We start from the raw sequence: 24,914 nt of genomic DNA, 5'->3' as shown, positions 1-24,914 counted from the left end.
AAGGGTCGGGCTTTCACTACTCGCTCCCTCCTTTGTCGAGGAGCTCAAACAAACCGTTCTATCCCTAACGCAACTAACTGCCAAAACCTGTAACAAAGGCTCTCTTTTAACCCAATTTATTATTAAAACTCCTTAATTTTATAGCCGTTAACACCTTTTTAGTATACAATGGAAAATCTGCATTTAACAACCAACCAAAATATCCCGGTTCTTTTTCTAAAACCTCTGTAACTAACTTTCCTTTATGCTTACCAAAAGAGAAACATTCCACACCATCTTTATTGTAAGCAATAAAACCTGCAAAATCTGCAAATTTCTTGCGAGAGCTAAACTCTGCTAAAAACTTTGTATCGTTTTCTAATTCTTCATATTTATCTAATTGGGCTTTCAATACTTGATACGTTGCATTAGTATCGGCTTCTGCACTATGTGCGCCATCTAAATTTTTATCACAATAAAACTTGTATGCAGCACTTAATGTGCGTTGCTCCATTTTATGGAAAATGGTTTGCACATCAATAGCCAAAGTGTTTTTCATATCAAAATCAACATCTGCACGCAGCATTTCTTCAGCCAATAAAGGAATATCAAACCGGTTAGAATTAAATCCTCCTAAATCTGCATCTTTAATCATATTATAAATATCCTTAGCCAACTCTTTAAAAGTAGGTTCGTTTGCTACTTTTTCGTTGGAAATCCCATGAATTGCAATAACCTCATCAGGAATTACCATTTCTGGATTTACCAACCATGTTTTACTTTCTTCCGTACCGTTAGGAAATACTTTTAAAATTGAAATTTCAACAATTCTATCTTTTGTTATACTTATTCCTGTAGTTTCTAAATCGAAAAAACAGATGGGTTTTGTTAGGTTTAATTGCATTACTTTATGGTATGTTTATTGCAAATATACTTTTAAAATTTGTTTAAATTTGCAGTACTTATGATTTCAAACTTAAAACTTTTATTTTTCTTTTTTCTTTTATTTTTATCTTCATTGTTTAGCTTTTCTCAAAATGCTAATACTGAAAAAGTAAAGCTTATAGAAAAACAAAACGGTAAGCGCCTAGAACTTTATGCTAAAAATACAGACACCATAAGTTATGTTGTGTTTTTAAGAGTTACCACCAAAGATTTTAGAAGGAGCAGCAATCGTCCGGTTTTAAAACCTATTGAGCCTAATAGCGAAACCCACTTACTTACCCTTATAAAGTTAGCAGGTACTGCTGGTGAATATGAGCAGCAATTTATTGTTAATGAAGTTAGCGCTAATCTTAAATTTAGAAAAGATTATGATGATATGCAGATAAATTTTGACGATGCTTTAAAAACTGCCAATATTACCCTTTACAAATCTGATAATTGTGATTTTTGTGATGAAACCGAAACGCTATTTAACGACAACAAAATAGCGTTTAAAGAAAAACACATAGATAAAGACCAAGATATTTTGATTGAAAAATTAAATAAATCTGGCAAATCCATTGAAAACTTAGATAAAGAATTACTTCTAATCGAAATTGAATCTGAAATATATAGAGGAATTACCAACAAAAAACAACTTTTAGAGGTGTTAAAAAAGCATATTGAATAAAAACTTAAAGTATAATAATCATGAGTTTAAGTATAATTACTCCTTGATGATTTTTAAACACTTTGTTTATTGCGAGCAATTACCATCAATTATATCTTGAACACTCGGGTTGAAAGCATTACCTGATATTGTAATAGTACTAGCATCTACACCACTTATAAAACCTGCTTGAAACCCGCAAAAATCAGTTAAATTTATGTTATTTGCCACGTTAGCTCTATCTATTCCTTGCAAACCATTAATAGAGACTAAACCATCATTATTCCATATATAAAGAATATCCCCTACACCTGTACCAACACTTGTTATATTTTCTAATCCGGTTAAATCTGTTAAACTATCATTATTTCTAATTAATATCACATCTACTTGACCTGAAACATTTGATAAAGGTTGAATACTCGTAACTAAAGGGTTATTATCTAAGGTAAAATAATCTGCAATAGTTGTTATGTTTTCAAATCCTTGAATACTAGTCAACATCAAATTATCTTTAATTGCAATTTTATTGAGAACAGTAAGATTACTAAAAGCCGAAAGCATTAATAAAGAGTCATTATCTTCTACAACTAAACGACCTAAGTTGGTTACAGCATTTAAATCAATTAAAGAAGATAATGCATCATTATTCTCTACCTCTAAATTAGAGATAGATGTTAAATTAGACAATCCAGCTAAAGATGTAAGTTGATCATTATTGCTTATGGTTAAACCACCACTAATAGATTGAAGATTACTTAGACCATCAATACTCGTTAAATCTGTATTGGTATCTATAAGAACGTCGCCTCCGATAGTTGTTAAACTATTTAGGCCATTCATCGCACTTAATGATAGGTTATTAGTAATATGTAAATCTCCTCCAATAGTAGTAACACTATTAAACCCTTGAAAATCTGCCAATTGTGAGTTGTTAAAAAAGACGGCTTCGTCAACAATTTCTGTTAATGAATCTAAGCCTTCTAAAGACGATAATGCTTGATTGTCATCTATTGTAATACTACCAACACTTTGCAAATTATTTAACCCTTGTAAATTTATGAGTTGATCTGCAAATCTAACCATAAGGTTTCCACCAACATTTGTGAAATTATTAAACTCACCTAATGAAGTTAAGCTAGGATTAACTAAATATCTAAACAAGTCGTTAACAGTTACCAAATCATTTAACACGACAGTCGTTAAGTTGGCATTAAAGCCTATAAAAAGATATTCAACAGTATCAAATCCTGAAAAACTAATGGTTACTAAATTAGGATTGTCTTGGATATGAAAACCACCTGAAAAATTAGTTAAACTTGTAAACTCAGTTACTGTTAATAGATTGTTATTCTTATAAATCCAAAACCCTCCAGAAATAGTATTTATATTTTCTACACCTTGTAAATTTAAGAGCTCTGTATTTTTAACAACAATATAACCCGAAATTGTTTCAATTGAGGCCAACGCAGAAATATCATCAATATTTGTAGATTCGGATTCTAAACCAATAGTTAGGTTGCCAATAATATCTTTGTATCCGAATAAACTAAACGCATCCACTTGTTCTTGCGACTCTAAAAATACATCACCTGTGTATGTTCCACCAAGCATATTACAAGAACTTTTAGTTCCTAAATCTACAGAAGTCCCATTTGGAGTTATCGTTATTATTTCAGAAAATTGATTGAAATCTAAGTCATAAATCATAAGCTCCTTAGTATCAAAAGAGCAATGTTGAAGGCTAAAATTTATGAGTCCATTAGTAATACTTACGACGGTTTCAAAATCTATTAACAAATAGCCATTTGTAATTGGGTTCCCTAAACAATTAAATGCGTTACCTGTTATTAAAGTAGTCGAAATTTCATCGACTAAAGGTGGCAACGTAATAGTGATTGAAGTATCAGAACTATAAGGCCCATAAATAGCTTGATCTATTAATATATTCTCGCATGCTCCCGTTCCGTAAATAGATATTTCAATCTCTTCATTTAATGGTATTAAACCACACTCAAAATCTAAACCATCATTGAAATCGATTTCCCCTGAAAAAATAAATTGATCGGTCAAACCTCTTCTAATCTCTACATAATGAGACGAGGCAGATGCTAAATCTGTTGTAAAACAAAAATATACAGATTCGTAAGGTATATCACAATTCCACCAAGTAAAATGAGATACTTCTGCTCTATATTTATTACCTGTTCTAACAGCAATGCCATCTTCTTTCCAATACCCTTGTTCTTCATCAAAATACCAAAGTTCAATGGTGTCTGGTGCACTATTTAATTGAGAATCTGCAATTGGAAACTCTAACATAGATAAACTGTTTTCTGCAATATTTAATTGCTCACCTGAAGGACTAAATAAATTAACGGATAACATCCCATAGGTTTCTAAATTTCGAGGATCATTATTTTCATTTTGCGCATATAGGCTTCCAGGCATTTCACTAAAAATATGCCTCGAATTTGGTTCTAAATAATGCATAGACACATTGACTTGACCACTATACGGATTATTATTACTATCTGTAAACCCCCCTTCAAAACTGACCTTAGAACCGTTAGGTAAACTTATTTCTGAAGATTCACCTGAATTAACACTCCCAATAACTGTTTTTTCAAGAAGTGTAATTCTAATTTGATTAACTCCTTCCTCCTTCGGAACAATAACTCTAGACCCTATAATATAGCCTTCTTTTTCCGCTTTTATATGTGCGAATTTCTCAAATACGGAAGCACTATTTATTATAAAAACACCATTTATATCTGTTACTGCAACAGAATTACCAATTGCAATTTGAACATCTGATATCGCATTGCCTTCTTCATCAGAAATTATTCCTAAAAAATCTGAATTCTTTAAATCGCCAAAATTTTCTGTTTGAAAAATGATGTCTTTTTCAGTTTCTGAAATAGGTTCTTTTGTTTGGGTATTTACATCATCATCATTATCACAACTTTGCAATGTAAATAAAAAGACAACTAAATAATAAAATATATATTTATTCATAATAAGTAGGTTTTTCAACTAACGAATATAGTAATTATCAATTAATTATTTTTAGGGTTAATTCCCGACGCTTGAGTCGAAATAAAAAAAATATTCCTACTTATTACCTCGCACCCTTGAGTCGAGGTAGTTCATAAAAAAACACAGTTTTAGAACTGTGTTTTTTGTTTATATATAATAATTAAGATTCTTTGACCCCTAATATAATCGGAATGCTATGAATAATATTCAATTTATATCTCTCTGTTTATATCCCAAGCCTCAAGGTAATCTGTAACAGCTTTTACAAACATACCACCCAACGCACCATTAACTACACGGTGGTCGTAAGAATGTGATAAAAACATTTTATAACGAATACCTATAAAATCGCCATCTGGAGTTTCAATTACTGCAGGGACTTTTCTTATGGCTCCAAGTGCTAAAATACCAACTTGCGGCTGATTAATTATTGGTGTTCCCATGATACTTCCAAATGTACCAACATTAGTAACTGTATAAGTACCTCCTTGAGTATCGTCTGGTTTTAATTTACCTGTTCTGGCGCGGTTAGCCAAATCGTTAACCTGCTTAGTCATACCAACTAAATTTAATTGGTCTGCATTTTTTATAACAGGCACAATTAAATTACCATCTGGTAAAGCTGCCGCCATACCTAGATTTATATTTTTCTTTTTTACAATAGTATCACCTTGTAGAGAAATGTTCATCATTGGAAAATCTCGCAATGCTTTTGCGATAGCCTCCATAAATATGGGTGTAAAGGTTAAATTTTCGCCTTCGCGTTTCATAAAAGCATCTTTAACTTTCTTGCGCCAGTTCCAAATATTAGTAACATCTGCTTCAATAAAACTTTGTACATGTGCCGATGTTTGTACAGACTCAACCATATGATGAGCAATAAGCTTACCCATTCTAGTCATTTCTATTATTTCATCTTCACCACTAGAAATAATTGCTGGCTTTTCAATTATTGGTTTTTCAATAGTTTTTGGTTGAGCAATTGGTGTATCAGCTTTAGCTTCTAAATGTTGTTGGACATTACCTCTATTTTTAATAAAAACTAAAATGTCATTTTTAGTAACACGTCCATCTTTTCCTGTTCCAGAAATTCCGTCGAGTTCTTGTTGAGAAATACCCTCTGTTTTGGCAATATTTTTAACTAAAGGTGAGTAAAAACGATCTCCACTTGAGTTAACAGGAGCAAAAGCTTCTTTCGCACTAATAACAGATTGCTCTACATACTTAACAGCTTCAATGGTATCATCTTCAGTTTTAATTGAAACTTCATTGCTTAAATCGGTACTAGATTTATTATCACCTTCAACTTCAATAATTGCTAATACTTGGCCTACTTGTACCACATCATCAACATTAAAAAGGCGCTCTACCAGAACACCATCTACTTCACTAGGTACCTCGCTATCTACTTTATCTGTAGCTATTTCCAATATAGGATCATCCATTTCAATAGTATCGCCAACATCTTTTAACCAAGTTGTAATGGTTGCCTCTGCTACACTCTCTCCCATTTTAGGTAATCTAAGCTCAAACTTTGCCATATCAATAACGTAATGCTTGTTTTTTAATTTTATTTTACAAAATTAATAAATAAACTACTATAATGCCTTATTATATTCAACAATACTATCAAAAGAAAATAACTTTACCTTGACTAAAACCATCATTACTACCAATGATAAAATCAGAATTATTAGGTAATATTTTATAAGTCAATTCCTTATCAGAATAGGTTATTAACTCAATTATTTCTTTATAACTAAGCATGTTAGCATCTAAAATAATTTCTGAATTTGGTTTTACAGAATCTAATTTTGATTGTAAAAACATCTTTTTATTTAATACTTTTTCTAATTTTTGGTTTCTTTTATCTGAAACAAAAACATATTCTGAAACTTCATTAATCTTCATTTTACGTATTCGCCTAAGTAAAAATGCCAATTTTATACCTAACCAAACAACCATATCAAAAAACAAATTTTGCTTAAAATGTTTTTCGTAAAATATTTGCATAGCACCAAAAAAACGGCGTGCGTAATTTTTGTCTCTTAATGTACTTTCTCCTTTAAAGTGAATAGCTGTAGTATCGCCGTAATAATAGTTTTTATATCCTGCTTTAAGAATTTTATATGACAAATCGATATCTTCACCATACATAAAATAATCTTCATCAAAACCCTTAACAGCGTTATAAACCTCTTTTTTTATTAGCATAAATGCGCCAACTAAAATAGCTACTTCGCCAATATCCTTTTTTGATAAATGAGTCGCGTAATAGGATTTAGAATAGCCAAGTATTTTTCTTAACGCAACATTTACTCTTGGAATGTTTCTTTTACTTTCTGGTAAAAACAAACCACTTCCATTTTTTAAACGACAGCCTACAATACCTAATTTATTTTTATTTTTAGCGAATTCTAAAAGTTTTACAAACGTATCTTCGGCAACAACAGTATCTGGATTTAAAATACATAAATACTCGCCTTTTGCTTGTAAAACACCAATATTATTACCTTTTGAAAATCCGAAATTCTCTTTATTTTCTATTAGTTTAACTTTTGGAAATAACTTTTTAACCATCTCACAACTATTATCTTCAGAGTCATTATCTACAACAATAATTTCTGCTTCAAGGTTTTTAATAGCTGCTTCAACACTTCTTAGACATAATTCTAAAAAGTATTGAACATTATAATTTAATATAATTATTGAGAGTTTCAAATTTTAATACTTTATAGTTTTATGGATGATTCAAACGGTATTCTATTAATAATACTTCTTCCTAATGTAATTTCATCTGCATATTCTAACTCATCACCAACAGAAATCCCTCTTGCAATAGTTGATGTAGTAACGCTGAAATCTTTAATTTGTTTGAAAATGTAAAAATTAGTTGTATCACCCTCCATGGTTGAGCTTAAAGCAAAAATAAGTTCTGAAACTTTACCTTCTCTTACTTTATTAACTAAAGATTGAATATTTAAATCGTGTGGTCCAATACCATCCATAGGTGAAATTTTACCTCCTAAAACATGATACAACCCTTTAAAAGAACTTGTGTTTTCAATAGCCATAACATCTCTTACGTCTTCAACAACACAAATTATACCTTCGTTACGTTTAGGGTTTGAACATATTTCACAAAGCTCTGTATCACTAATATTATGGCATGATTTACAGAATTTTACATCATTGCGCATAGTTTGCAAAGCTTCAGACAAAGCCAAAGTTTGTTCTTTTGGTTGCCTTAACATATGTAACACTAAACGTAATGCTGTTCGCTTACCAATACCTGGTAATTGAGACATTTCGTTAACGGCACGCTCCAATAGTTTTGAAGAAAATTCCATAACGGCGAAATTACTATTTAGTGACGAATTTCACTAATTTTTAATCAATCCTTTTATTTATCAATAACCAAACAGTAATTCATTATTTACACAGAAAAATAATGGTGTCTCTTATAAAAAACTAAAGCTTCATTTTTCAATTTATATTTGTACATTCAAAAACTTAAAAAATTAGCTTTTATATGACAGCCACACAAATCATTCTATTAATCTTAGCTTATTTTGTTGTTTTAATTTTAATCTCTTATTTTACTGGAAAAGAAGACAGTAACGATGCTTTTTTTAAAGCTAACAAATCTGCACCCTGGTATTTAGTGGCTTTTGGAATGATTGGAGCATCACTCTCTGGTGTTACTTTTATATCAGTTCCTGGTGCTGTTGAAACTAAACAGTTTGGTTATTTACAAGTTGTTTTCGGTTACTTTTTTGGGTATTTAGTTATTGCTTATGTTTTACTTCCTATCTATTACAAATTAAATTTAACATCCATTTACACTTATTTAAAAGACCGGTTTGGTAATGTAAGCTATAAAACAGGCTCTGTCGCTTTTCTTATTTCAAGAGTTGTTGGTGCCTCGTTCAGATTATTTTTGGTTGCTAAAGTTTTACAGTTACTGGTATTTGACCAATTTAATATCCCCTTCGCTATTACTGTAATAATTACCATTGCGCTTATTTGGCTGTATACTTTTAAAGGCGGTATTAAAACTATAATTTTTACAGACACACTACAAACTTTGTTTATGTTGATTTCTGTAATTATTACAATTATATTTCTTGCATCTGCTTTAGATTTAAATAGTATTTCTGAAGTTTATACAAATGTTAAAGAAAGCGCCATGAGCAAAACATTTTTCTTTGGAGATGTTAATGATGCCCAATATTTTATTAAAAGTTTTCTCGCAGGTATGTTTATTACCATAACCATGACTGGTTTAGACCAAGATATGATGCAAAAAAACCTGACTTGCAAAAATTTAAAAGAGGCTCAAAAAAATATGGTATCCTTTAGTGTGGTATTAATTTTTGTAAATATTTTGTTTTTAGTTTTAGGTTTAATGTTAACACAGTATGCAAACCAACATGGTATTACTGCTAAAAAAGATGATTTATTTCCAACTATAGCCATGTTGCCAGAAATTGGCATACTAACCTCAGCTTTCTTTTTATTAGGATTAATTGCGGCAGCTTACTCTAGTGCAGATTCTGCATTAACATCGCTTACAACATCATTTTGTATTGATATTATTGAATTAGACAAAAAACCTAAGGCATCACAAAAAAGAATTAGAAAACAAACGCACGTATTTATTAGTATTGTTTTAGTAATTGTTATTGTTTTATTTGACGCTATTTTTAAAGACGTATCTGTAATTTGGGAATTATTTAAAGCTGCAGGCTACACGTATGGCCCCTTACTAGGTTTATTTGCATTTGGAATTTATACCAAAGCGCAACTTAAAGATAAGTATGTTTGGATTGTAGCTATTATTGCGCCTATTATATCTTATTTTATAAACGAATATTCTGTTGATTTATTAAATGGTTATCAAATAGGTTTTGAAATATTAATAATTAACGGAATTCTAACTTTCTTGGGCTTAATATTGATTCGTAGAAAGTAATACTAAAGTACAAGCAGCTTCAAAAGCAATATTATTTTCTTTTAAAATTTCATACAATTCGGGGTTTTCTGTACCAGGATTAAAAATAACGCGCTTAGGTTTTAATGATATTATATAATTATAATACTCTTTTTGCCTATTTGGGTTTAAATATAATGTTACGGTATGTACACCATTATAAGGTAATAAATCAGTATCAATTTGCACTCCAGATACCTCACCCGCTCTTAAACCAAAAGCTAAGGTTTCAATTTTATTAATAACTAATCGCTGTATAGCATAATTAGAATATCTATTTGATTTTAAGGATGCTCCAAGCACTAAAGTTTTTTTATTCATATGTTAAAAAAGTTAAAAGACTGTTAATATAAGTTAAATAAAGTAACAGATGTTTAAGTTTTGCGTCTCTTAATAAATATCAATCAAAAAAATCAAACCAATCACATGAGAAAACTACTCTATTTGTGTGCTATTTTATTTTCTATATCAACAGTACACGCTACAGATCCAGACCCCAACGCAAACAAAACCGGTACTATATCAGGTAAAGTTTTAGACGCAACTTTAAAAGAACCCTTACCTTACGTTAACATTATTATTAAAAATAATTCTGGACAAACTCTTACAGGTGGTATTACACTAGATGACGGAACTTTTACAATTGATAAAGTTTCTGAGGGTGACTTAATTGTAAGCATACAATACATAGGCTACAAAACAGCTAACAAAAATGTTAGTATTGGCAGAGGTAATTATAAAGTTGATTTAGGTAACATTTTACTTGAAGAAGAAGCAGAAGGATTAGATGAAGTTACTGTAGTTGCAGATGTATCAACCATTCAACAAAAAGTTGACAGAAAGGTTATTACCATAGGAAAAGACTTAACAACAGCAGGTGCGAGTGCTAGTGATATCATGAATAATATTCCATCTGTTAGTGTAGACCAGCAAACTGGAAATATTAGTCTTCGTGGAAATGAAAATGTACGTGTTATGGTTGATGGTAAATTAAGCAACGTACCTATTGCTCAACTATTAAAACAAATACCTTCAACATCTATAAAACAAATAGAATTAATAACTAACCCCTCTGCGAAATATAACCCAGAAGGCATGAGTGGTATTATAAATATTAAACTTCATAAAAACACCAAGGTTGGTTTTAATGGTAATATAAATGTTGGAGTAACAAACGAAGTTTTTGCAAAATTTAATAGTTCTATTGATATGAATTACCGAAATGGGAAATTCAATTTTTACGGTAACTACGGAAATAATATAGGAAAGTATGACAACTACGGAGACATTACTCGATTAGATGATAACTCCTTACAGGAATTTAAATTTGGCAACAATAACAAATCACATTTATATAAAATAGGTGTTGATTTTTATATAAATGATAAAAACACTATTTCGTTTTTTACAAACCAAAATATTTTTAATGGTGATGGTTTTGGAAGCACTATAATAAATTACCCATCGCTAATTCAAAGTCAATTATTTAACAATATATCTGAAAACAATTCTGGTCAATATAATTTAGCTTATAAACATGAATTTACTGACGAAAACGAAACACTAGATATTGAAGTTGATTATAACGATTTTGAAAATGATGAAATTGCGAATTTCGATTTCTTTAATTTTAACTTCCCTCCTAATTATGTTGATAATGTAGGTACAGAACGTAATCAAACAACAATAAATGTTGATTATGTTAAACCCATAAATGAAAAAACAAAAATTGAAGCTGGTGTACAGGCATTATTATTTAAATCTGATATTGCTTACATGTCTACAGGGCAAACTTTTTCAAGTGAAGGAGATATAATAGCAACACCTAGCACAGATTTTGATTATAATAGAGATATTTACTCTGCTTATTTCACCTATGGCAAAACACTTGAAAAATGGAATTATCAATTTGGAATAAGAGCCGAACAGGTAAATGTTACAGCAGATGCTTTAAGAACTTATGAAAATAATAGTACAGAATTAATTCCTTTTGAAAATGATTATTTTCAAATTTACCCTTCTGCTTTTTTAACTTACAATCCTTCAGAAAAAAATGCTTATCAATTAAGCTTTAGTCGTCGTGTTGACAGACCTGGATTGCAACAAGTTAATCCTATTAGAGAATGGAGTACACCTAGAGTTTCGTCTTTTGGAAACTCAGAATTACAACCACAATTTACAAACTCTATAGAAACTAATTATACAAGACAATTAAAAAAAGGTAGTATTACTGCTGGTGTTTTTTACAGAATTATTGAAGATAACATAAGTAGGTTTGTATCTATAGACAGAACAGATGTTACATCTGGAAACAGTATTTTATCTTATGATAATTTTGATAACACCTCTGCTTTTGGAATCGAGCTTTCAACAAACTATCGTCCAACTAAATGGTGGAGCTTAAATGCTAGTTTCGATTTATACTCACAAACACAACAAGGTATTACTGAGATTATTGATACAGACGATATTCAAAACGCAACTATTAATGATATTGTAAGACAAGACACAGAAGTTGATAATGTTATTTGGAATTTAAGAGCTTTTAATAATTTTAAAGCATCAAAAAAATTAAGCTTCTCTGTATTTGCTATGTATCGTGGTGAAGAAGAAGGTATTCAATTTACAAGAAAACCTATGTTCATGTTAAATACGGGTATGCGCTATAGCTTCTTGGATGATAACAGAGCAACATTTAGCTTTAATTATAGTGATATTTTAAACACCATGAAATTTGAGTTTGAAGGAGATACTCCTTTTCCTTCTGTTGGTGGTTTTAACTGGGAAAGTAACACATGGAATATTGCTCTTTCATACCGATTTGGTGGCGGAAAATATCGCGCATTAAAAAGAAAACAAAGAGATAATAACACCAAATCTAGTGGTGGTGGATTTATATAAAAAACAAACAACTATTTAATATCCTACTTTTAATATTTGATGGTTAGTGTTTCAGTAGGATTATTAAATAAAAAAACCCTTAGGCTTAATGTTTAAGGGTTTTGCTTTTTTTATTATCAAGAATTACACTCTAAATGTTAAAAAAAATGTTAAATTTTGATTTTCAGCACAATAACCAACAATAAACATACGTTTATAAAGCAATATACAATCTAACCAAAAAACGAAATCGTAATTATTTAGAGTTAGTCATCTACACAAATCATATTCGTTATTAAGATTCGTATAATTAAAAACTCGAAACATTTTCGGGTTTTTAATATTTGTTAAAATACGTTAAATGTGATTCGATTATGTAATATTTCTCGAAAAATTCCGTCTAACGTATTAAGATTCTTCACATTAGTGTTAGTTGAAGTTGATTAATAGCTAGAAAAACCCGAAACTTAAACGTTTCGGGTTTTTTGTTTTTTTTGCGTTAGGGATTGAACGGCCTGTTTAAGCTCCCCGACCTTAGGAGGGAGCGAGTAGTGAAAGCCCGACCCTTGTGGTAACGCCCAAATAATTATTATTTTAAGCCCATTTAATAATGGCACTTCCCCAAGTAAATCCGCTACCAAAGGCTGCTAAAACGACATTATCACCTTCTTTTATTTTACCTTCTTCCCAAGCTTCTGTAAGTGCAATAATAACTGAAGCTGCAGTTGTGTTACCATATTTCATAATATTATTAAATACTTGATCATCACGTAACCCAAATTTCTTTTGTATAAATTGAGCTATTCTTAGGTTAGCTTGATGCGGGATTAGCATATCGATATTTTCTTTTTGCATACCGTTTTTCATTAATCCTTCCATAATCACTTCGCTAAAACGTACAACAGCATGTTTAAAAACAAATGTACCATCCATGTATGGAAAATAAGATAAATCTTTATCTCCTGCTTCAATAATTTCTGGAACCCAATGTGCTATACTAGGCCCTTCTACAATTAATTTATCTGCATATTTACCTTCGCTATGTAAATGAGTTGATAGTATACCTTTTGTAGTATCCTCTTCTCTTGAAAGAACACAGGCTCCTGCCCCATCACCAAAAATAACAGTTACACCCCTACCACGTGTTGTTTTATCTAATCCGTTACTATGGTATTCTGCACCAATAACAAGTATGTTTTTATACATGCCTGTTTTAATAAATTGATCGGCCACAGAAATAGCATATACAAACCCAGAACATTGATTACGAACATCCAAAGCACCAACGGTTGGCATTTCAAGCATATCTTGAATTTGCACACCACAACCAGGAAAATAAAAATCTGGACTCAAGGTTGCGAATACAATAAAGTCAATATCATCTTTTGTTAACCCAGAACGTTCAATAGCTATTCTAGCTGCTTTGGCTCCCATAACTGCCGATGTATCTTTAGATCCTTCTGGTATCCATCTACGTTCTTTAATACCGGTTCTTTCTTGTATCCACTCATCATTAGTATCCATCATTTTAGATAAATCATGATTAGTAACTACATTATCTGGCACATATTTACCAAGTCCTATTATTTTTGAATTGTACATGTTTTATTTAATTAGAATAAGCAAAATACAAAAATTACCTTTCAAATTTCAATCAACTTTATCAAATACCTAAAATGATCATTGTTTTTTTAGTAGTTTACTTTAAATTGTTGAAAAAAACCGTGCCAGTTTGTCACTTTTAATCAATTGGCATTTTTGTTGAATAACATTAAACCATAATAATAAATTGAATAAAACTTATATATCATGACAAAAGGAAACATTAATGTATCGGTAGAAAACATCTTCCCACTCATTAAAAAATTCTTATACAGCGACCACGAAATATTTTTGCGTGAGTTAGTTAGTAATGCTACAGATGCTACTTTAAAACTAAAACATTTAACTAATGTTGGTGATGCTAAAGTTGAATACGGTAATCCACAGATTGAAGTTAAAATTGACAAAGAAGGTAAAAAACTTCATATTATAGATCAAGGTTTAGGTATGACAGCCGAAGAGGTTGAAAAATACATTAACCAAGTAGCTTTTTCTGGAGCTGAAGAATTTTTAGATAAATATAAAGATTCGGCTAAAGATTCTGGAATTATTGGTCATTTTGGTTTAGGTTTCTATTCGGCTTTTATGGTTGCAGAAAAAGTTGAAATTATTACTAAATCTTTTAAAGATGAACCTGCTGCACATTGGACTTGTGATGGCTCTCCAGAATTTACATTAGAAGCTTCTGACAAAACAGATAGAGGTACAGAAATTATACTTCATATTGCAGATGATTCTACAGAGTTTCTTGAAGAATCTCGTATTGGCGAACTTTTAAATAAGTATAACAAGTTTATGCCTATTCCAATTAAATTTGGAACAAAAGAAATTAACGACCCAGAGCACGAACCAAAAACAACAACTGATAAAGACGGTAAAGAAACCACCGAACCTCACAAAAAAATAACAGTTGATAATATTATAAACAATCCAAATCCAGCATGGACAAAACAACCAGCTGATTTAAAAGATGAAGATTATAGCGGCTTTTATAGAGAATTGTACCCAATGCAATTTGAAGAGCCATTATTTAATATTCATTTAAATGTAGATTATCCGTTCAACTTAACTGGGATTTTATATTTCCCTAAAATGTCGAACGATATGCAAATGCAGAAAGATAAAATACAATTATACCAAAATCAAGTATTTGTAACCGATAATGTTGAAGGTATTGTACCTGAGTTTTTAACCATGCTTCGTGGTGTAATTGATTCTCCAGATATTCCATTAAACGTATCGCGTTCTTACTTACAAGCTGATGGTGCGGTTAAAAAGATTTCATCTTACATCACAAGAAAAGTAGCCGACAAATTAAAATCGTTATTTAATAATAACCGTGAAGATTTTGAAGCAAAATGGAACGATATTAAAATTGTGATTGAATACGGTATGCTTTCTGAAGAAAAATTCTTTGAAAAAGCAGATGCTTTCGCTTTATACCCAACTGTTGATGGTAAATATTATACTTACGATGAGTTATTTAACAAAATAAAAGCCAATCAAACAGATAAAGATGGCAAATTAGTGATTCTTTATACCTCAGATAAAGATGCACAACACAGCTACATTGAATCTGCTAAAGCTAAAAATTACGAGGTTTTATTATTGGATTCTCCAATTGTATCACATTTAATTCAAAAATTAGAAAGCACTAAAGAAAACATAACGTTTGCTCGTGTAGATGGTGATCATATTAATAATTTAATTAAAAAAGATGAAAACACTATTTCTAAATTAGATGAAGACCAAACTAAAGCTTTAGATGAATTATTAAAAGAAGTTATTCCTTCTGATAAATTCATGGTACAACTAGAAGCTATGGATAGTAACGAGTCGCCATTTACTATTACGCAACCAGAATTTATGCGTAGAATGAAAGAAATGCAAGCTACCGGAGGCGGTGGTGGCATGAATATGTTTGGCAGCATGCCAGAAATGTACAACCTAGTTGTTAATACAAATTCTGAATTGGTTGGCGAAATTCTTGGTACTAAAACCAAAAAGAAACAAGAGCGCTTAATTACGCAAAGTTTAGATTTAGCTCGATTATCTCAAGGTTTATTAAAAGGTGAAGAACTTACAAACTTTATTAAACGTAGCTACGAAATGATAAAATAAGTTTTCGCTTTCGCAGAAATATTAAAAGCCACTTTGTATAAACAGAGTGGCTTTTTGCTTTTATTGCTACTTGACTTTAAAAAAGTTTTCCACTACCTTCGTTTAACCTCGGATATAAAAGATAAAAACGTTTCATATCCGCCTAAGTTAAACGAACCTTTCCAAAAAACACAACTTCAATTAAAGATATCCCTATCTTTACGCCATATAAAATATAAATGGCTTTTACATTACTCTCTTCACCGTTACAAGGGTTTACAGATTTTAGATTTCGCAATGCTTTCCATCATTATTTTGGTGGTATCGATACGTTTTATTCGCCTTATATTAGGCTTAACGGTAAGTTTAAAATTAAAACTTCTTATCAAAACGATTTACTGCCAGAAAACAATACCACCTTAGAGGTAATACCACAAATTATAACCAATGATGCCGAAGAGTTTTTATTTGTTGCCAAATACGTGCAAAGTTTAGGTTATAAAGAATTAAATTGGAACTTAGGTTGCCCATACCCTATGGTTGCTAAATCTGGAATGGGCTCTGGCTTAATTTGTAATCCTTTAAAAATTGACACTATTTTAAAAAGCGCCCATAAAGAAACCAATATTTTAGTTTCTATGAAAATGCGTATGGGTTATGATAATGCTGAAGAAATTCTAGACGTATTCCCTATTTTAGATAAATACCCACTTAAAAACATTGCTATTCATGCCAGAATAGGTAAACAACTTTATAAAGGCCCTGTAGATTTAGATGCTTTTGAGCGTTGCATTACAAGCACCAAACACAAATTGTATTACAACGGCGATATTACAACTGTAGCGGCTTTTAAAAGTATGCAAGCACGTTTTCCTAGTTTAGATCATTTTATGATAGGTCGTGGGTTAATTGCCGACCCGTTTTTACCACAAATGATAAAAAATAATACCACCGAATACCCTAAAAATCGTTGGGATATTTTTGAGGAATTCCACAATACAATTTACAAACAATACGACGATTATCTTTCTGGGCCTACACCTATTAAAATGAAAATGTTAGGCTTCTGGGAATTCTTTTCACAATCGTGTAATAATCCTCAAAAAACGTATAAAGCCATAAAAAAAGCTACAAACCCTTTTAAATATAAACAAGCTGTAACGACTATTTTAAATAACGAACGTAAACTAAATAACTAAATTTAAATCGAGTACATTAAAATCTGCTATATTTACGCTTCAAAAAAAATAAGATCATGAAAAATATAATAATAGTTTTTGCATTAGTTTTTTTATCGGCCTGTAGTTCTGATGATTCACCAAAAGATTATACTGCCCAAAATGACCAAGAGATACTTACTTACCTATCTGAAAACAACTTAACTGCAGAAAAAAGCAACTCTGGTTTGTATTATATCATTGATAATCCTGGCTCTGGAGACACCCCTACACCTAATGATAGAGTAAAAGTAGCTTATAAAGGTTATTATACGAACGGAACCGTTTTTGATGATAATACAGAAGGTGCTTCATTTTTTTTACAAAATGTTATTAATGGTTGGATAGAAGGAATATCATATTTTAAAGAAGGTGGTACCGGTAAATTATTAATTCCATCACATTTAGCCTATGGTAGTAGTGATTATAAAGAAATTCCTGGTGGTTCGGTTCTTATTTTTGATATTGAACTTATATATGTGAATTATAAAACCGAGAACGAAGAGCAAATTCAAGCATACTTAACAGATAATAATATTATTACTCAACAAACCGAAACTGGTTTACATTATACCATAAATACTATTGGAGATGGTGAGCAACCTGTAATAACCGATAATGTTACTGTAACCTACAAAGGATACTTTTTAAACGGCGATGTTTTTGATGAAAGCACAGAAAATGTAAACTTTAATTTAGAAAATTTAATTAAAGGTTTTTCTGAAGGCATTACATATTTAAATGAAGGTGGTAGTGCTACTTTCTTTATTCCCGCACATTTAGCTTATGGCAATACAGGCAGCTATAATATACCTGGTGGTTCAGTTTTAATTTTTGATGTAGAACTAATCACTATTAACTAATAATAATTAATAATTATAAATTAAAACCACTTTGTGTAAACAAGGTGGTTTTTTTTATTAATTCACCTTTTTAACACACATTCCAAAAATGTATCATCAATTTCAATTAAAAACCTTATTTAATTAGTTAAAAATAACATTTAAAAGCACAAACAATAATTCTAATTTATTCCAATAAACCTATCACTATATGTAAGATGATAAAAATCATAAAAAAAGTAGCAACTATTTTAGTCCTTTATACCTATAATTTTAATTAACTTTTTAATACTTATAGACATGTTACAAAACAGAAGAATATATTTACCACCTTTAAGCTTAATAGGGCCTAGCGCATTGGATGATTTAGGAGAAGAATTAAAAACGCTACCCTATAAAAAAGCATTATTTGTAACTGATAAAGTTTTAGTAAAACTAGGAGTTGCAGAACAAGTTTTAAAGGTTATAAAATCTTCTAATATTGAAGTTGTATTATTTGATGACGTACACCCTAACCCAACAGTTAAAAATGTTAACGACGGGTTAGAATTATTAGAAAAAAACAACTGTGATTTTATTATAACACTTGGAGGCGGATCACCACAAGATTGCGGTAAAGCAATTGGTATTTTAGCGACTAATGGAGGTAATATAGGAGATTATGAAGGTATTCATTTATCAAAACATGCTTCATTACCAATTATAGCTATAAATACAACAGCAGGAACAGCAAGTGAAGTAACTATTAATTATGTTATTACAGATGAAGAGCGCCATATAAAAATGGTTATGGTAGATAAAAACTGTTTAGTAAAAATTGCTGTAAACGACCCTAAATTAATGTTAGGAAAACCAGCAGCATTAACCGCTGCAACAGGAATGGATGCCTTAACACACGCTATAGAAACATATGTTACAAAAGGTGCCTTTGGGTGGTCTGACGCTTTAGCTTTAGAGGCCATTAAATTAATTTCGCAAAGTTTAGAAAAAGCTGTTGTAGATGGTAAAGATCTTGAAGCAAGAAGCAAAATGGCTTGGGGACAATTTATTGCAGGACAAGCATTCTCTAATGCTGGCCTAGGTTATGTACATTCTATGGCACATCAATTAGGAGGTATGTATGATTTACCACATGGTGTTGCTAATGCTATATTACTACCACACGTAGAACAGTTTAATATTCCTGCATGTGCACATAAACTTAAAAAAGTGGCAAGAGCAATGGGTGTTGGTGTATTAGAAATGAGCGATACACAAGGTGCTAATGCTGCTATTGAAGCAATAAAAGCCTTATCAAAATCTGTTGGTATTCCTTCAGGATTAAAAGAATTAGGTGTTAAAGAAAAAGACTTTGAAGAAATGGCTAAAAATGCTTTAGCAGATGTATGTACTGGTGGAAACCCTAGAGAAGTAACTCTAGAAGATACAGTTGCAATTTACAAAGCAGCCATGTAAATTAATAGTAACTAAACTAAATAAATAACCACTTTGTGAAAACAAGGTGGTTTTTTGTTTTAACTGAATATAGAATTGGATATTAAATTAACTAAATTCGTTATACAATAGAGAAAGTTTAATGAAACGAAAATTTTATATATTACAAAACAACTTTTAAATAAAATTTAATTGGAATCAACATCAAACAACCTTAACACCTTCAGAATTTTATACTTAGTAAAAGGTATTTTAACCTTATGCTTTTCAATATTTTTTATTTTATATGGTGCTATGGGATTTATTTTTGGTGCCATTGCAGAAAATACTGAAACCAACACAGAATTACCATTTAATTTTGGTTGGATTTTTGTTATTATTGGAGGTGTAGGCTTATTTTTTTGCATCACTTTCGGAATACTTACCCTTTTAGCGTCAAAATATTTTAAGCAAGTAAAAAACTACAACTTCATTTTTGCTATTGCAATTTTAAATTGCCTAACAGGTATTCTTGGCATTCTTTTAGGCGTTTTTACTTTAGTAGAATTAACAAAGCCTGAAGTAAAAGCATTGTTTAATAAAAACTAATTTTCCCTTCATGAAAATAATGTCCACCAACATTGCTAAACCAACTACCATTATTTGGGATGGTAAAGAAGTAACAACAGGCATCTTTAAAAAACCTAAAAACCAACCTATTTTACTAGAAAAACACGCTGTTAGAAATGATGAAGTATCAGACAGAAAACATCATGGTGGAGAGTTTAAAGCTTGCTATTTGTTTTCAGAAAACCATTATGGGTATTGGAAAAATCTTTATCCAAATTTAGATTGGGAATATGGTATGTTTGGCGAAAATCTTACTGTTTCTGGTTTAAATGAAAAAGATATTCATATTGGAGATATTTATAAAGTAGGTGCTGCTTTAGTTCAAATTACACAACCTAGAGAACCTTGCTTTAAATTTGGTGTTAAGTTTGGGAATCAAAAAATCTTAAAACAATTTATTAACCATGGTTTTCCTGGGACTTATGTTCGCGTTTTGGAAGCAGGTTTTGTTAAAACTGGTGATTGTCTTGAATTGGTAGAAAAAGCTAAAAACAGCTTAACTGTATGGCAGTTTTTTAATTTGCTATACAGTAAAGAAAAAAACAAAGAGCATATAAATTTAATTCTTGATAATAATGCATTGCCAAAACGAAAAAGAGATAAACTGAAACGTTTTTTAAAGTAGCTTTGAACTTGTTTATCATATCTTTGCGACAAATAAATTAATAGATGTCTTTTAAAGATTTAAAAATAAGTAAGCCCATTTTAAGAGCTGTTGCAGAAGCTGGATACGATAACCCAACTTTAGTTCAAGAAAAAACAATACCTCTTGTTCTGGATAAAAAAGATGTTATTGTTTCTGCTCAAACTGGTACCGGTAAAACAGCTGCATTTGCACTTCCTATTTTACAAACGTTATTAAACCAACAAGACGCTCCTAAAAAAGGAAAAACTATTAAAGCTTTAATTGTTAGCCCCACGAGAGAGTTAGCTATTCAAATTGAAGATAATTTTAAAACCTATAGCACTTATACTAATTTAAGAACTACGGTAGTTTATGGTGGCACCTCAATTGAACCACAAAAAGATGTTTTAAAAAAAGGTGTTGATATTTTAATAGCAACACCTGGACGTTTACTGGATTTACATAAACAAGATATTATTAATTTAGATTATGTTGAAACCTTAGTATTAGATGAAGCCGATTTAATGCTAGATATGGGTTTTATTGATGATGTTAGAAAAATTGAACGTTTATGTACTAAAGAAAAACAGATACTTTTATTTTCGGCTACTATTCCTCATAAAGTAGAACAATTAGCTAATTCCATATTAAACTTGCCCGAACGTGTTGAAGTGGCTCAAAATTCTTCAACATCTAAAAATGTGGCTCAAGTATTATATTATGTTCCTAAACGCAATAAAATTGAGTTATGTTTACATTTACTTAGAAACACTATAAAAGGTAATATTATTATTTTTAGACGCACAAAGTTTGGAGTTGATAAGCTTGAAAAAACACTTTTAAAAAACGGCTACAAGGCAGATAGTATTCATGGTGACAAAAGTCAAACTGCAAGACAAGATGCTTTAAAGAGATTTAAAAAAGGGGAAGTGAATATTTTAATTGCTACCGATGTTGCTGCTCGCGGAATTGATATAACCGATTTGGATGCTGTTGTGAATTTTGACTTACCTAACGTACCAGAAACCTATGTACACCGCATTGGCAGAACAGCTAGAGCAGGAAATACCGGGATTGCATATTCATTTTGTTCTGCAGATGAAAAAGATTATATAAAAACCATTCAACAACTTATTCAATTACAATTGGATATTATTGAAGATCACCCATATCCGCTTGACCCAAAAGCAAAACCTATTATTCACAAATCAAATAAAACAGGAAGCAAACATAAAAAAGGACGTAAAAGTGTTGCTTCTAAAAAGAAAAAGAAACGCTGGTATTAGGTTTGAAATTTATTTTACATCAAAATCAAAATAAGTATTTGGAAATGGCTCGCCACGAAGTGTAAAATGCCACCATTCTTTAGGATAATTTCTAAAACCGAATTTTAGCATATATGATTTTAACAATTGCCTATTAGCTTTTTGTTTATCAGTAATACTCTCAAAATCAACCCAAGATTCTTCTCCAAAAAAATCATATGGACTTCCCATATCTAATGGTTTTCCAGTATTAGCATTAATTATTGTTAAATCTAATGTACTGCCTCTACTGTGTCCAGATCTAGAAGCAATATATCCGGCTTTAAATAAATTTCTTTTATTTACTTCTGGATAGAAGCTTTGCTTGTTAATAGTATCTTTTAAATCTCTAGCCCATATTATAAAATGATTTACAGCTTTTTGGGGCCTATAACCATCATAAATTTTTAAACATAAATTTTGCTCTTGTAATGCTTCATGCACCTTTTTTAGTGCTTCTGCAGATTCAATAGTTAAAATAAGTTTGTTAGAATAATAACCTTTAATTGGTTTACCTACAAAATTGTTTGATGTAAAATAGCGTAACTCGACATCCATATCTGGAATAACATCTTCAACATAAACAAAACCTTTTGGTAGTTGTGCATAAATATTGGTAAAAAGCAAACAGAATAAAAAAGTTAGAGTATACTTCATTTTAATTTTGAATTATGCTAATTTAGAAAATAAAAGAATATGCTTTTTGAAAGTGCCATAAATTTAAACTTAAAAGGTGCCAATGTTATTTATTATCCTAATTTTTTTAATACTATAAAAGCTAATAAATATTTTGAAAACCTACTTAACAACATTGATTGGAAACAGGATACCATAACTGTTTATGGAAAAACATATTTACAACCACGTTTAACAGCTTTTTATGCTACTAATAAAAACACATATAAGTATAGCAATATAACAATGCAACCAAATGCTTTTGACAATGATTTATTGGAAATTAAAAAAACAATTGAAGAAGCACTAAAAATTAATTTCACAAGCTGTTTAGCAAATTTATACCGTAATGGAGATGATAGTAATGGTTGGCATGCTGATAATGAAAAAGAACTTGGTATAAACCCTATTATAGCTTCTGTATCGTTAGGAGCAGAAAGAATTTTTCATTTTAAACATAAAACAGATAAATCGCTTAAAACAAAACTAATATTAAAACATGGAAGCCTTTTATTAATGCAAGGAGAGACACAAAGTAATTGGTTACACCAACTACCTAAAACAAAAAAAACTATAAAAAATAGAATTAATTTAACATTTAGAATTATTGCATAAAAAAACCGAGTTCCCTCAAACTCGGTTTTCTTTAATTTGCTTTTTTTATTATGATGCTAGATTTGGGGTTTCCTTGTTTAACAACATAATGCAAATATTAATTAATTAATCCATTGAACTAAAAAGTGTGTTATTTAGTACACTCCAAATATATAACTATGAAACATATAAAAACGATTAAATACATTATAAATCGATGAAATACATTAAATTTTAACATTAATAGATGAAAATATCAATAATATCGACGAAATACATATTTAACAGTTATAACAAATCGCTATTTATAAGACTAAAAATAAAAAAAGCACCCTGAAACAGGATGCTTTTTTTCTAACTAACCAACCAAAATATGAATTACAATTCTTAAGTTTAAAGTAACCACTCAATAAACTTTTAAACGAATGTAATCACGATTATTATATATCAATCCTCGTGCCAAAAAACACACCCACCCTATTTTATGAAATATTTAACAAAGTAAATTAATATTAAGCTACTAGTAAAAGCCATATAATTGTTTAATATTTGTATTTATATAATTATTTAAAATATCGATGAAAAAAATAGCATTCATATTAATGGCAATATTTATTATTGCTTGTGGTAAAAATCAAGATGATTTAACTGTAAAAGTGAATATTAAAGGATTAAAAAAAGGATCGCTTTATCTAAAAAAGATTGAAGACACATTATTAGTTACAGTAGACTCACTATTAATTAATGGAAATACTAATATAGAATTACATAGTGCAATAGCTGAACCAGAGGTTTTCTATTTATATCTAGATAAAAATAGTGCAGAAAAAGATAGAATTACTTTTTTTGCCGATAAAGGTATTACCGAAATTAATACTACTTTGAAAAATTTTGCTTACGATGCAAAAATTAAAGGTTCTAATCAACAAAAAGTCCTAAATGAATATAAGGAACTAATTTCTAAAATGAATAATAGAAACTTAGAATCAATTAAAGAACAATTTGAAGCTCAAAAAGAAAATGATACTACAGAATATTTAAGATTGAAAAAGGTAGCAGATAATACCATTAAACGCAAATTCTTATATACTGTAAACTTTGCTTTAAACAATAAAAATAGTGAAGTAGCACCATATTTAGCATTAACAGAAATTTATAATGCAAAAATCGATTTATTAGATACTATAAATAAATCTTTAACGCCAAAAGTTAAAGCTTCTAAATATGGTAAAGAATTAGCTTCATTTATTAAAGAAATTAAAAGTACAGAAGCAAATAACTAATTCATTATCACCAAAATAATATAACATAAAAAACCTTTCCATAATGGAAAGGTTTTTTGTTTTTTTATTGAGCCGATGGAGGGACTCGAACCCACGACCTGCTGATTACAAATCAGCTGCTCTAGCCAGCTGAGCTACATCGGC

Annotated in this window: 20 protein-coding genes and 1 tRNA gene; 12 read left to right on the top strand and 9 right to left on the bottom strand. The window is 30.3% G+C overall.

Annotation, left to right across the window (positions count from 1 at the left end):
• Nucleotides 1-106: 106 nt before the first annotated feature.
• Entirely contained in the window at nucleotides 107-883 is a 777-nt protein-coding gene (locus Q0842_RS03850; RefSeq protein WP_298494523.1) for a 3'-5' exonuclease, read from the bottom strand.
• Between the two features lie 60 nt (nucleotides 884-943).
• On the opposite strand from Q0842_RS03850, the gene Q0842_RS03845 reads away from it, so the two are divergent.
• The gene (locus tag Q0842_RS03845) at nucleotides 944-1,594 is read left to right on the top strand and encodes a hypothetical protein (RefSeq protein ID WP_298494521.1); all 651 of its coding nucleotides are present in this window, start codon (nucleotides 944-946) and stop codon (nucleotides 1,592-1,594) included.
• 66 nt (nucleotides 1,595-1,660) lie between these two features.
• On the opposite strand, the gene Q0842_RS03840 is transcribed toward Q0842_RS03845, so the two are convergent.
• From Q0842_RS03840 to recR, 4 genes are all read right to left on the bottom strand, one after another.
• Nucleotides 1,661-4,591, bottom strand: a complete 2,931-nt coding sequence (locus Q0842_RS03840; RefSeq protein ID WP_298494519.1) for a hypothetical protein — start codon at nucleotides 4,589-4,591, stop codon at nucleotides 1,661-1,663.
• Between the two features lie 233 nt (nucleotides 4,592-4,824).
• Nucleotides 4,825-6,153 (bottom strand): dihydrolipoamide acetyltransferase family protein, encoded by a 1,329-nt coding sequence (locus Q0842_RS03835; protein ID WP_298494517.1) that lies wholly within the window; start codon nucleotides 6,151-6,153, stop codon nucleotides 4,825-4,827.
• Nucleotides 6,154-6,241: 88 nt separating this feature from the next.
• Nucleotides 6,242-7,333 (bottom strand): glycosyltransferase family 2 protein, encoded by a 1,092-nt coding sequence (locus tag Q0842_RS03830; protein ID WP_298494515.1) that lies wholly within the window; start codon nucleotides 7,331-7,333, stop codon nucleotides 6,242-6,244.
• 11 nt (nucleotides 7,334-7,344) lie between these two features.
• Nucleotides 7,345-7,962, bottom strand: coding sequence for a recombination mediator RecR (gene recR / locus Q0842_RS03825; RefSeq protein WP_298494513.1), 618 nt, complete (start codon nucleotides 7,960-7,962; stop codon nucleotides 7,345-7,347).
• Nucleotides 7,963-8,144: 182 nt separating this feature from the next.
• Between recR and Q0842_RS03820 the strand changes: the two genes are divergently transcribed.
• Nucleotides 8,145-9,587, top strand: a complete 1,443-nt coding sequence (locus Q0842_RS03820; protein ID WP_298494511.1) for a sodium:solute symporter — start codon at nucleotides 8,145-8,147, stop codon at nucleotides 9,585-9,587.
• Here Q0842_RS03820 and Q0842_RS03815 read toward each other — a convergent pair.
• Nucleotides 9,564-9,926, bottom strand: a complete 363-nt coding sequence (locus Q0842_RS03815; RefSeq protein WP_298494509.1) for a CoA-binding protein — start codon at nucleotides 9,924-9,926, stop codon at nucleotides 9,564-9,566. The two genes, Q0842_RS03820 and Q0842_RS03815, sit on opposite strands and share 24 nt — an antisense overlap.
• 105 nt (nucleotides 9,927-10,031) lie before the next feature.
• Here Q0842_RS03815 and Q0842_RS03810 point away from each other — a divergent pair, with 105 nt between their 5' ends.
• Nucleotides 10,032-12,506, top strand: a complete 2,475-nt coding sequence (locus Q0842_RS03810) for an outer membrane beta-barrel protein (RefSeq protein WP_298494508.1) — start codon at nucleotides 10,032-10,034, stop codon at nucleotides 12,504-12,506.
• Between the two features lie 573 nt (nucleotides 12,507-13,079).
• Here Q0842_RS03810 and Q0842_RS03805 read toward each other — a convergent pair.
• The gene (locus tag Q0842_RS03805; RefSeq protein WP_298494506.1) at nucleotides 13,080-14,087 is read right to left on the bottom strand and encodes a 3-oxoacyl-ACP synthase III family protein; all 1,008 of its coding nucleotides are present in this window, start codon (nucleotides 14,085-14,087) and stop codon (nucleotides 13,080-13,082) included.
• 207 nt (nucleotides 14,088-14,294) lie between these two features.
• Here Q0842_RS03805 and htpG point away from each other — a divergent pair, with 207 nt between their 5' ends.
• From htpG to Q0842_RS03765, 7 genes are all read left to right on the top strand, one after another.
• A complete protein-coding gene (htpG, locus tag Q0842_RS03800; protein WP_298494503.1) occupies nucleotides 14,295-16,208 on the top strand; it encodes a molecular chaperone HtpG in 1,914 nt (637 codons plus the stop codon).
• Nucleotides 16,209-16,426: 218 nt separating this feature from the next.
• Entirely contained in the window at nucleotides 16,427-17,386 is a 960-nt protein-coding gene (locus Q0842_RS03795; protein WP_298494501.1) for a tRNA-dihydrouridine synthase family protein, read from the top strand.
• Nucleotides 17,387-17,442: 56 nt separating this feature from the next.
• Entirely contained in the window at nucleotides 17,443-18,267 is an 825-nt protein-coding gene (locus tag Q0842_RS16375; protein ID WP_366941099.1) for an FKBP-type peptidyl-prolyl cis-trans isomerase, read from the top strand.
• A gap of 279 nt (nucleotides 18,268-18,546) precedes the next feature.
• Nucleotides 18,547-19,701 (top strand): iron-containing alcohol dehydrogenase, encoded by a 1,155-nt coding sequence (locus Q0842_RS03780; protein ID WP_298494499.1) that lies wholly within the window; start codon nucleotides 18,547-18,549, stop codon nucleotides 19,699-19,701.
• Nucleotides 19,702-19,872: 171 nt separating this feature from the next.
• A complete protein-coding gene (locus tag Q0842_RS03775) occupies nucleotides 19,873-20,268 on the top strand; it encodes a hypothetical protein (RefSeq protein WP_298494497.1) in 396 nt (131 codons plus the stop codon).
• 10 nt (nucleotides 20,269-20,278) lie between these two features.
• Nucleotides 20,279-20,914 (top strand): MOSC domain-containing protein, encoded by a 636-nt coding sequence (locus Q0842_RS03770; protein ID WP_298494495.1) that lies wholly within the window; start codon nucleotides 20,279-20,281, stop codon nucleotides 20,912-20,914.
• A 44-nt stretch (nucleotides 20,915-20,958) separates the two neighbouring features.
• Nucleotides 20,959-22,200 carry a DEAD/DEAH box helicase gene (locus tag Q0842_RS03765; protein WP_298494493.1) on the top strand — a complete coding sequence of 414 codons (1,242 nt, stop codon included), beginning with the start codon at nucleotides 20,959-20,961 and terminating at the stop codon, nucleotides 22,198-22,200.
• Nucleotides 22,201-22,209: 9 nt separating this feature from the next.
• On the opposite strand, the gene Q0842_RS03760 is transcribed toward Q0842_RS03765, so the two are convergent.
• Entirely contained in the window at nucleotides 22,210-22,875 is a 666-nt protein-coding gene (locus Q0842_RS03760; protein ID WP_298494491.1) for a M15 family metallopeptidase, read from the bottom strand.
• A 39-nt stretch (nucleotides 22,876-22,914) separates the two neighbouring features.
• Here Q0842_RS03760 and Q0842_RS03755 point away from each other — a divergent pair, with 39 nt between their 5' ends.
• Entirely contained in the window at nucleotides 22,915-23,508 is a 594-nt protein-coding gene (locus Q0842_RS03755) for an alpha-ketoglutarate-dependent dioxygenase AlkB (protein ID WP_298494489.1), read from the top strand.
• Nucleotides 23,509-24,065: 557 nt separating this feature from the next.
• Nucleotides 24,066-24,770, top strand: coding sequence for a DUF4369 domain-containing protein (locus Q0842_RS03750; RefSeq protein ID WP_298494487.1), 705 nt, complete (start codon nucleotides 24,066-24,068; stop codon nucleotides 24,768-24,770).
• A 70-nt stretch (nucleotides 24,771-24,840) separates the two neighbouring features.
• Here the strand turns inward: Q0842_RS03750 and Q0842_RS03745 are convergent.
• A tRNA-Thr gene (locus Q0842_RS03745) sits at nucleotides 24,841-24,914 on the bottom strand.

Origin of the sequence: uncultured Algibacter sp., assembly GCF_947495675.1 — a bacterium.
GTDB lineage: Bacteria > Bacteroidota > Bacteroidia > Flavobacteriales > Flavobacteriaceae > Algibacter_B.
This window is presented reverse-complemented; position numbering and strand designations above follow the sequence as displayed.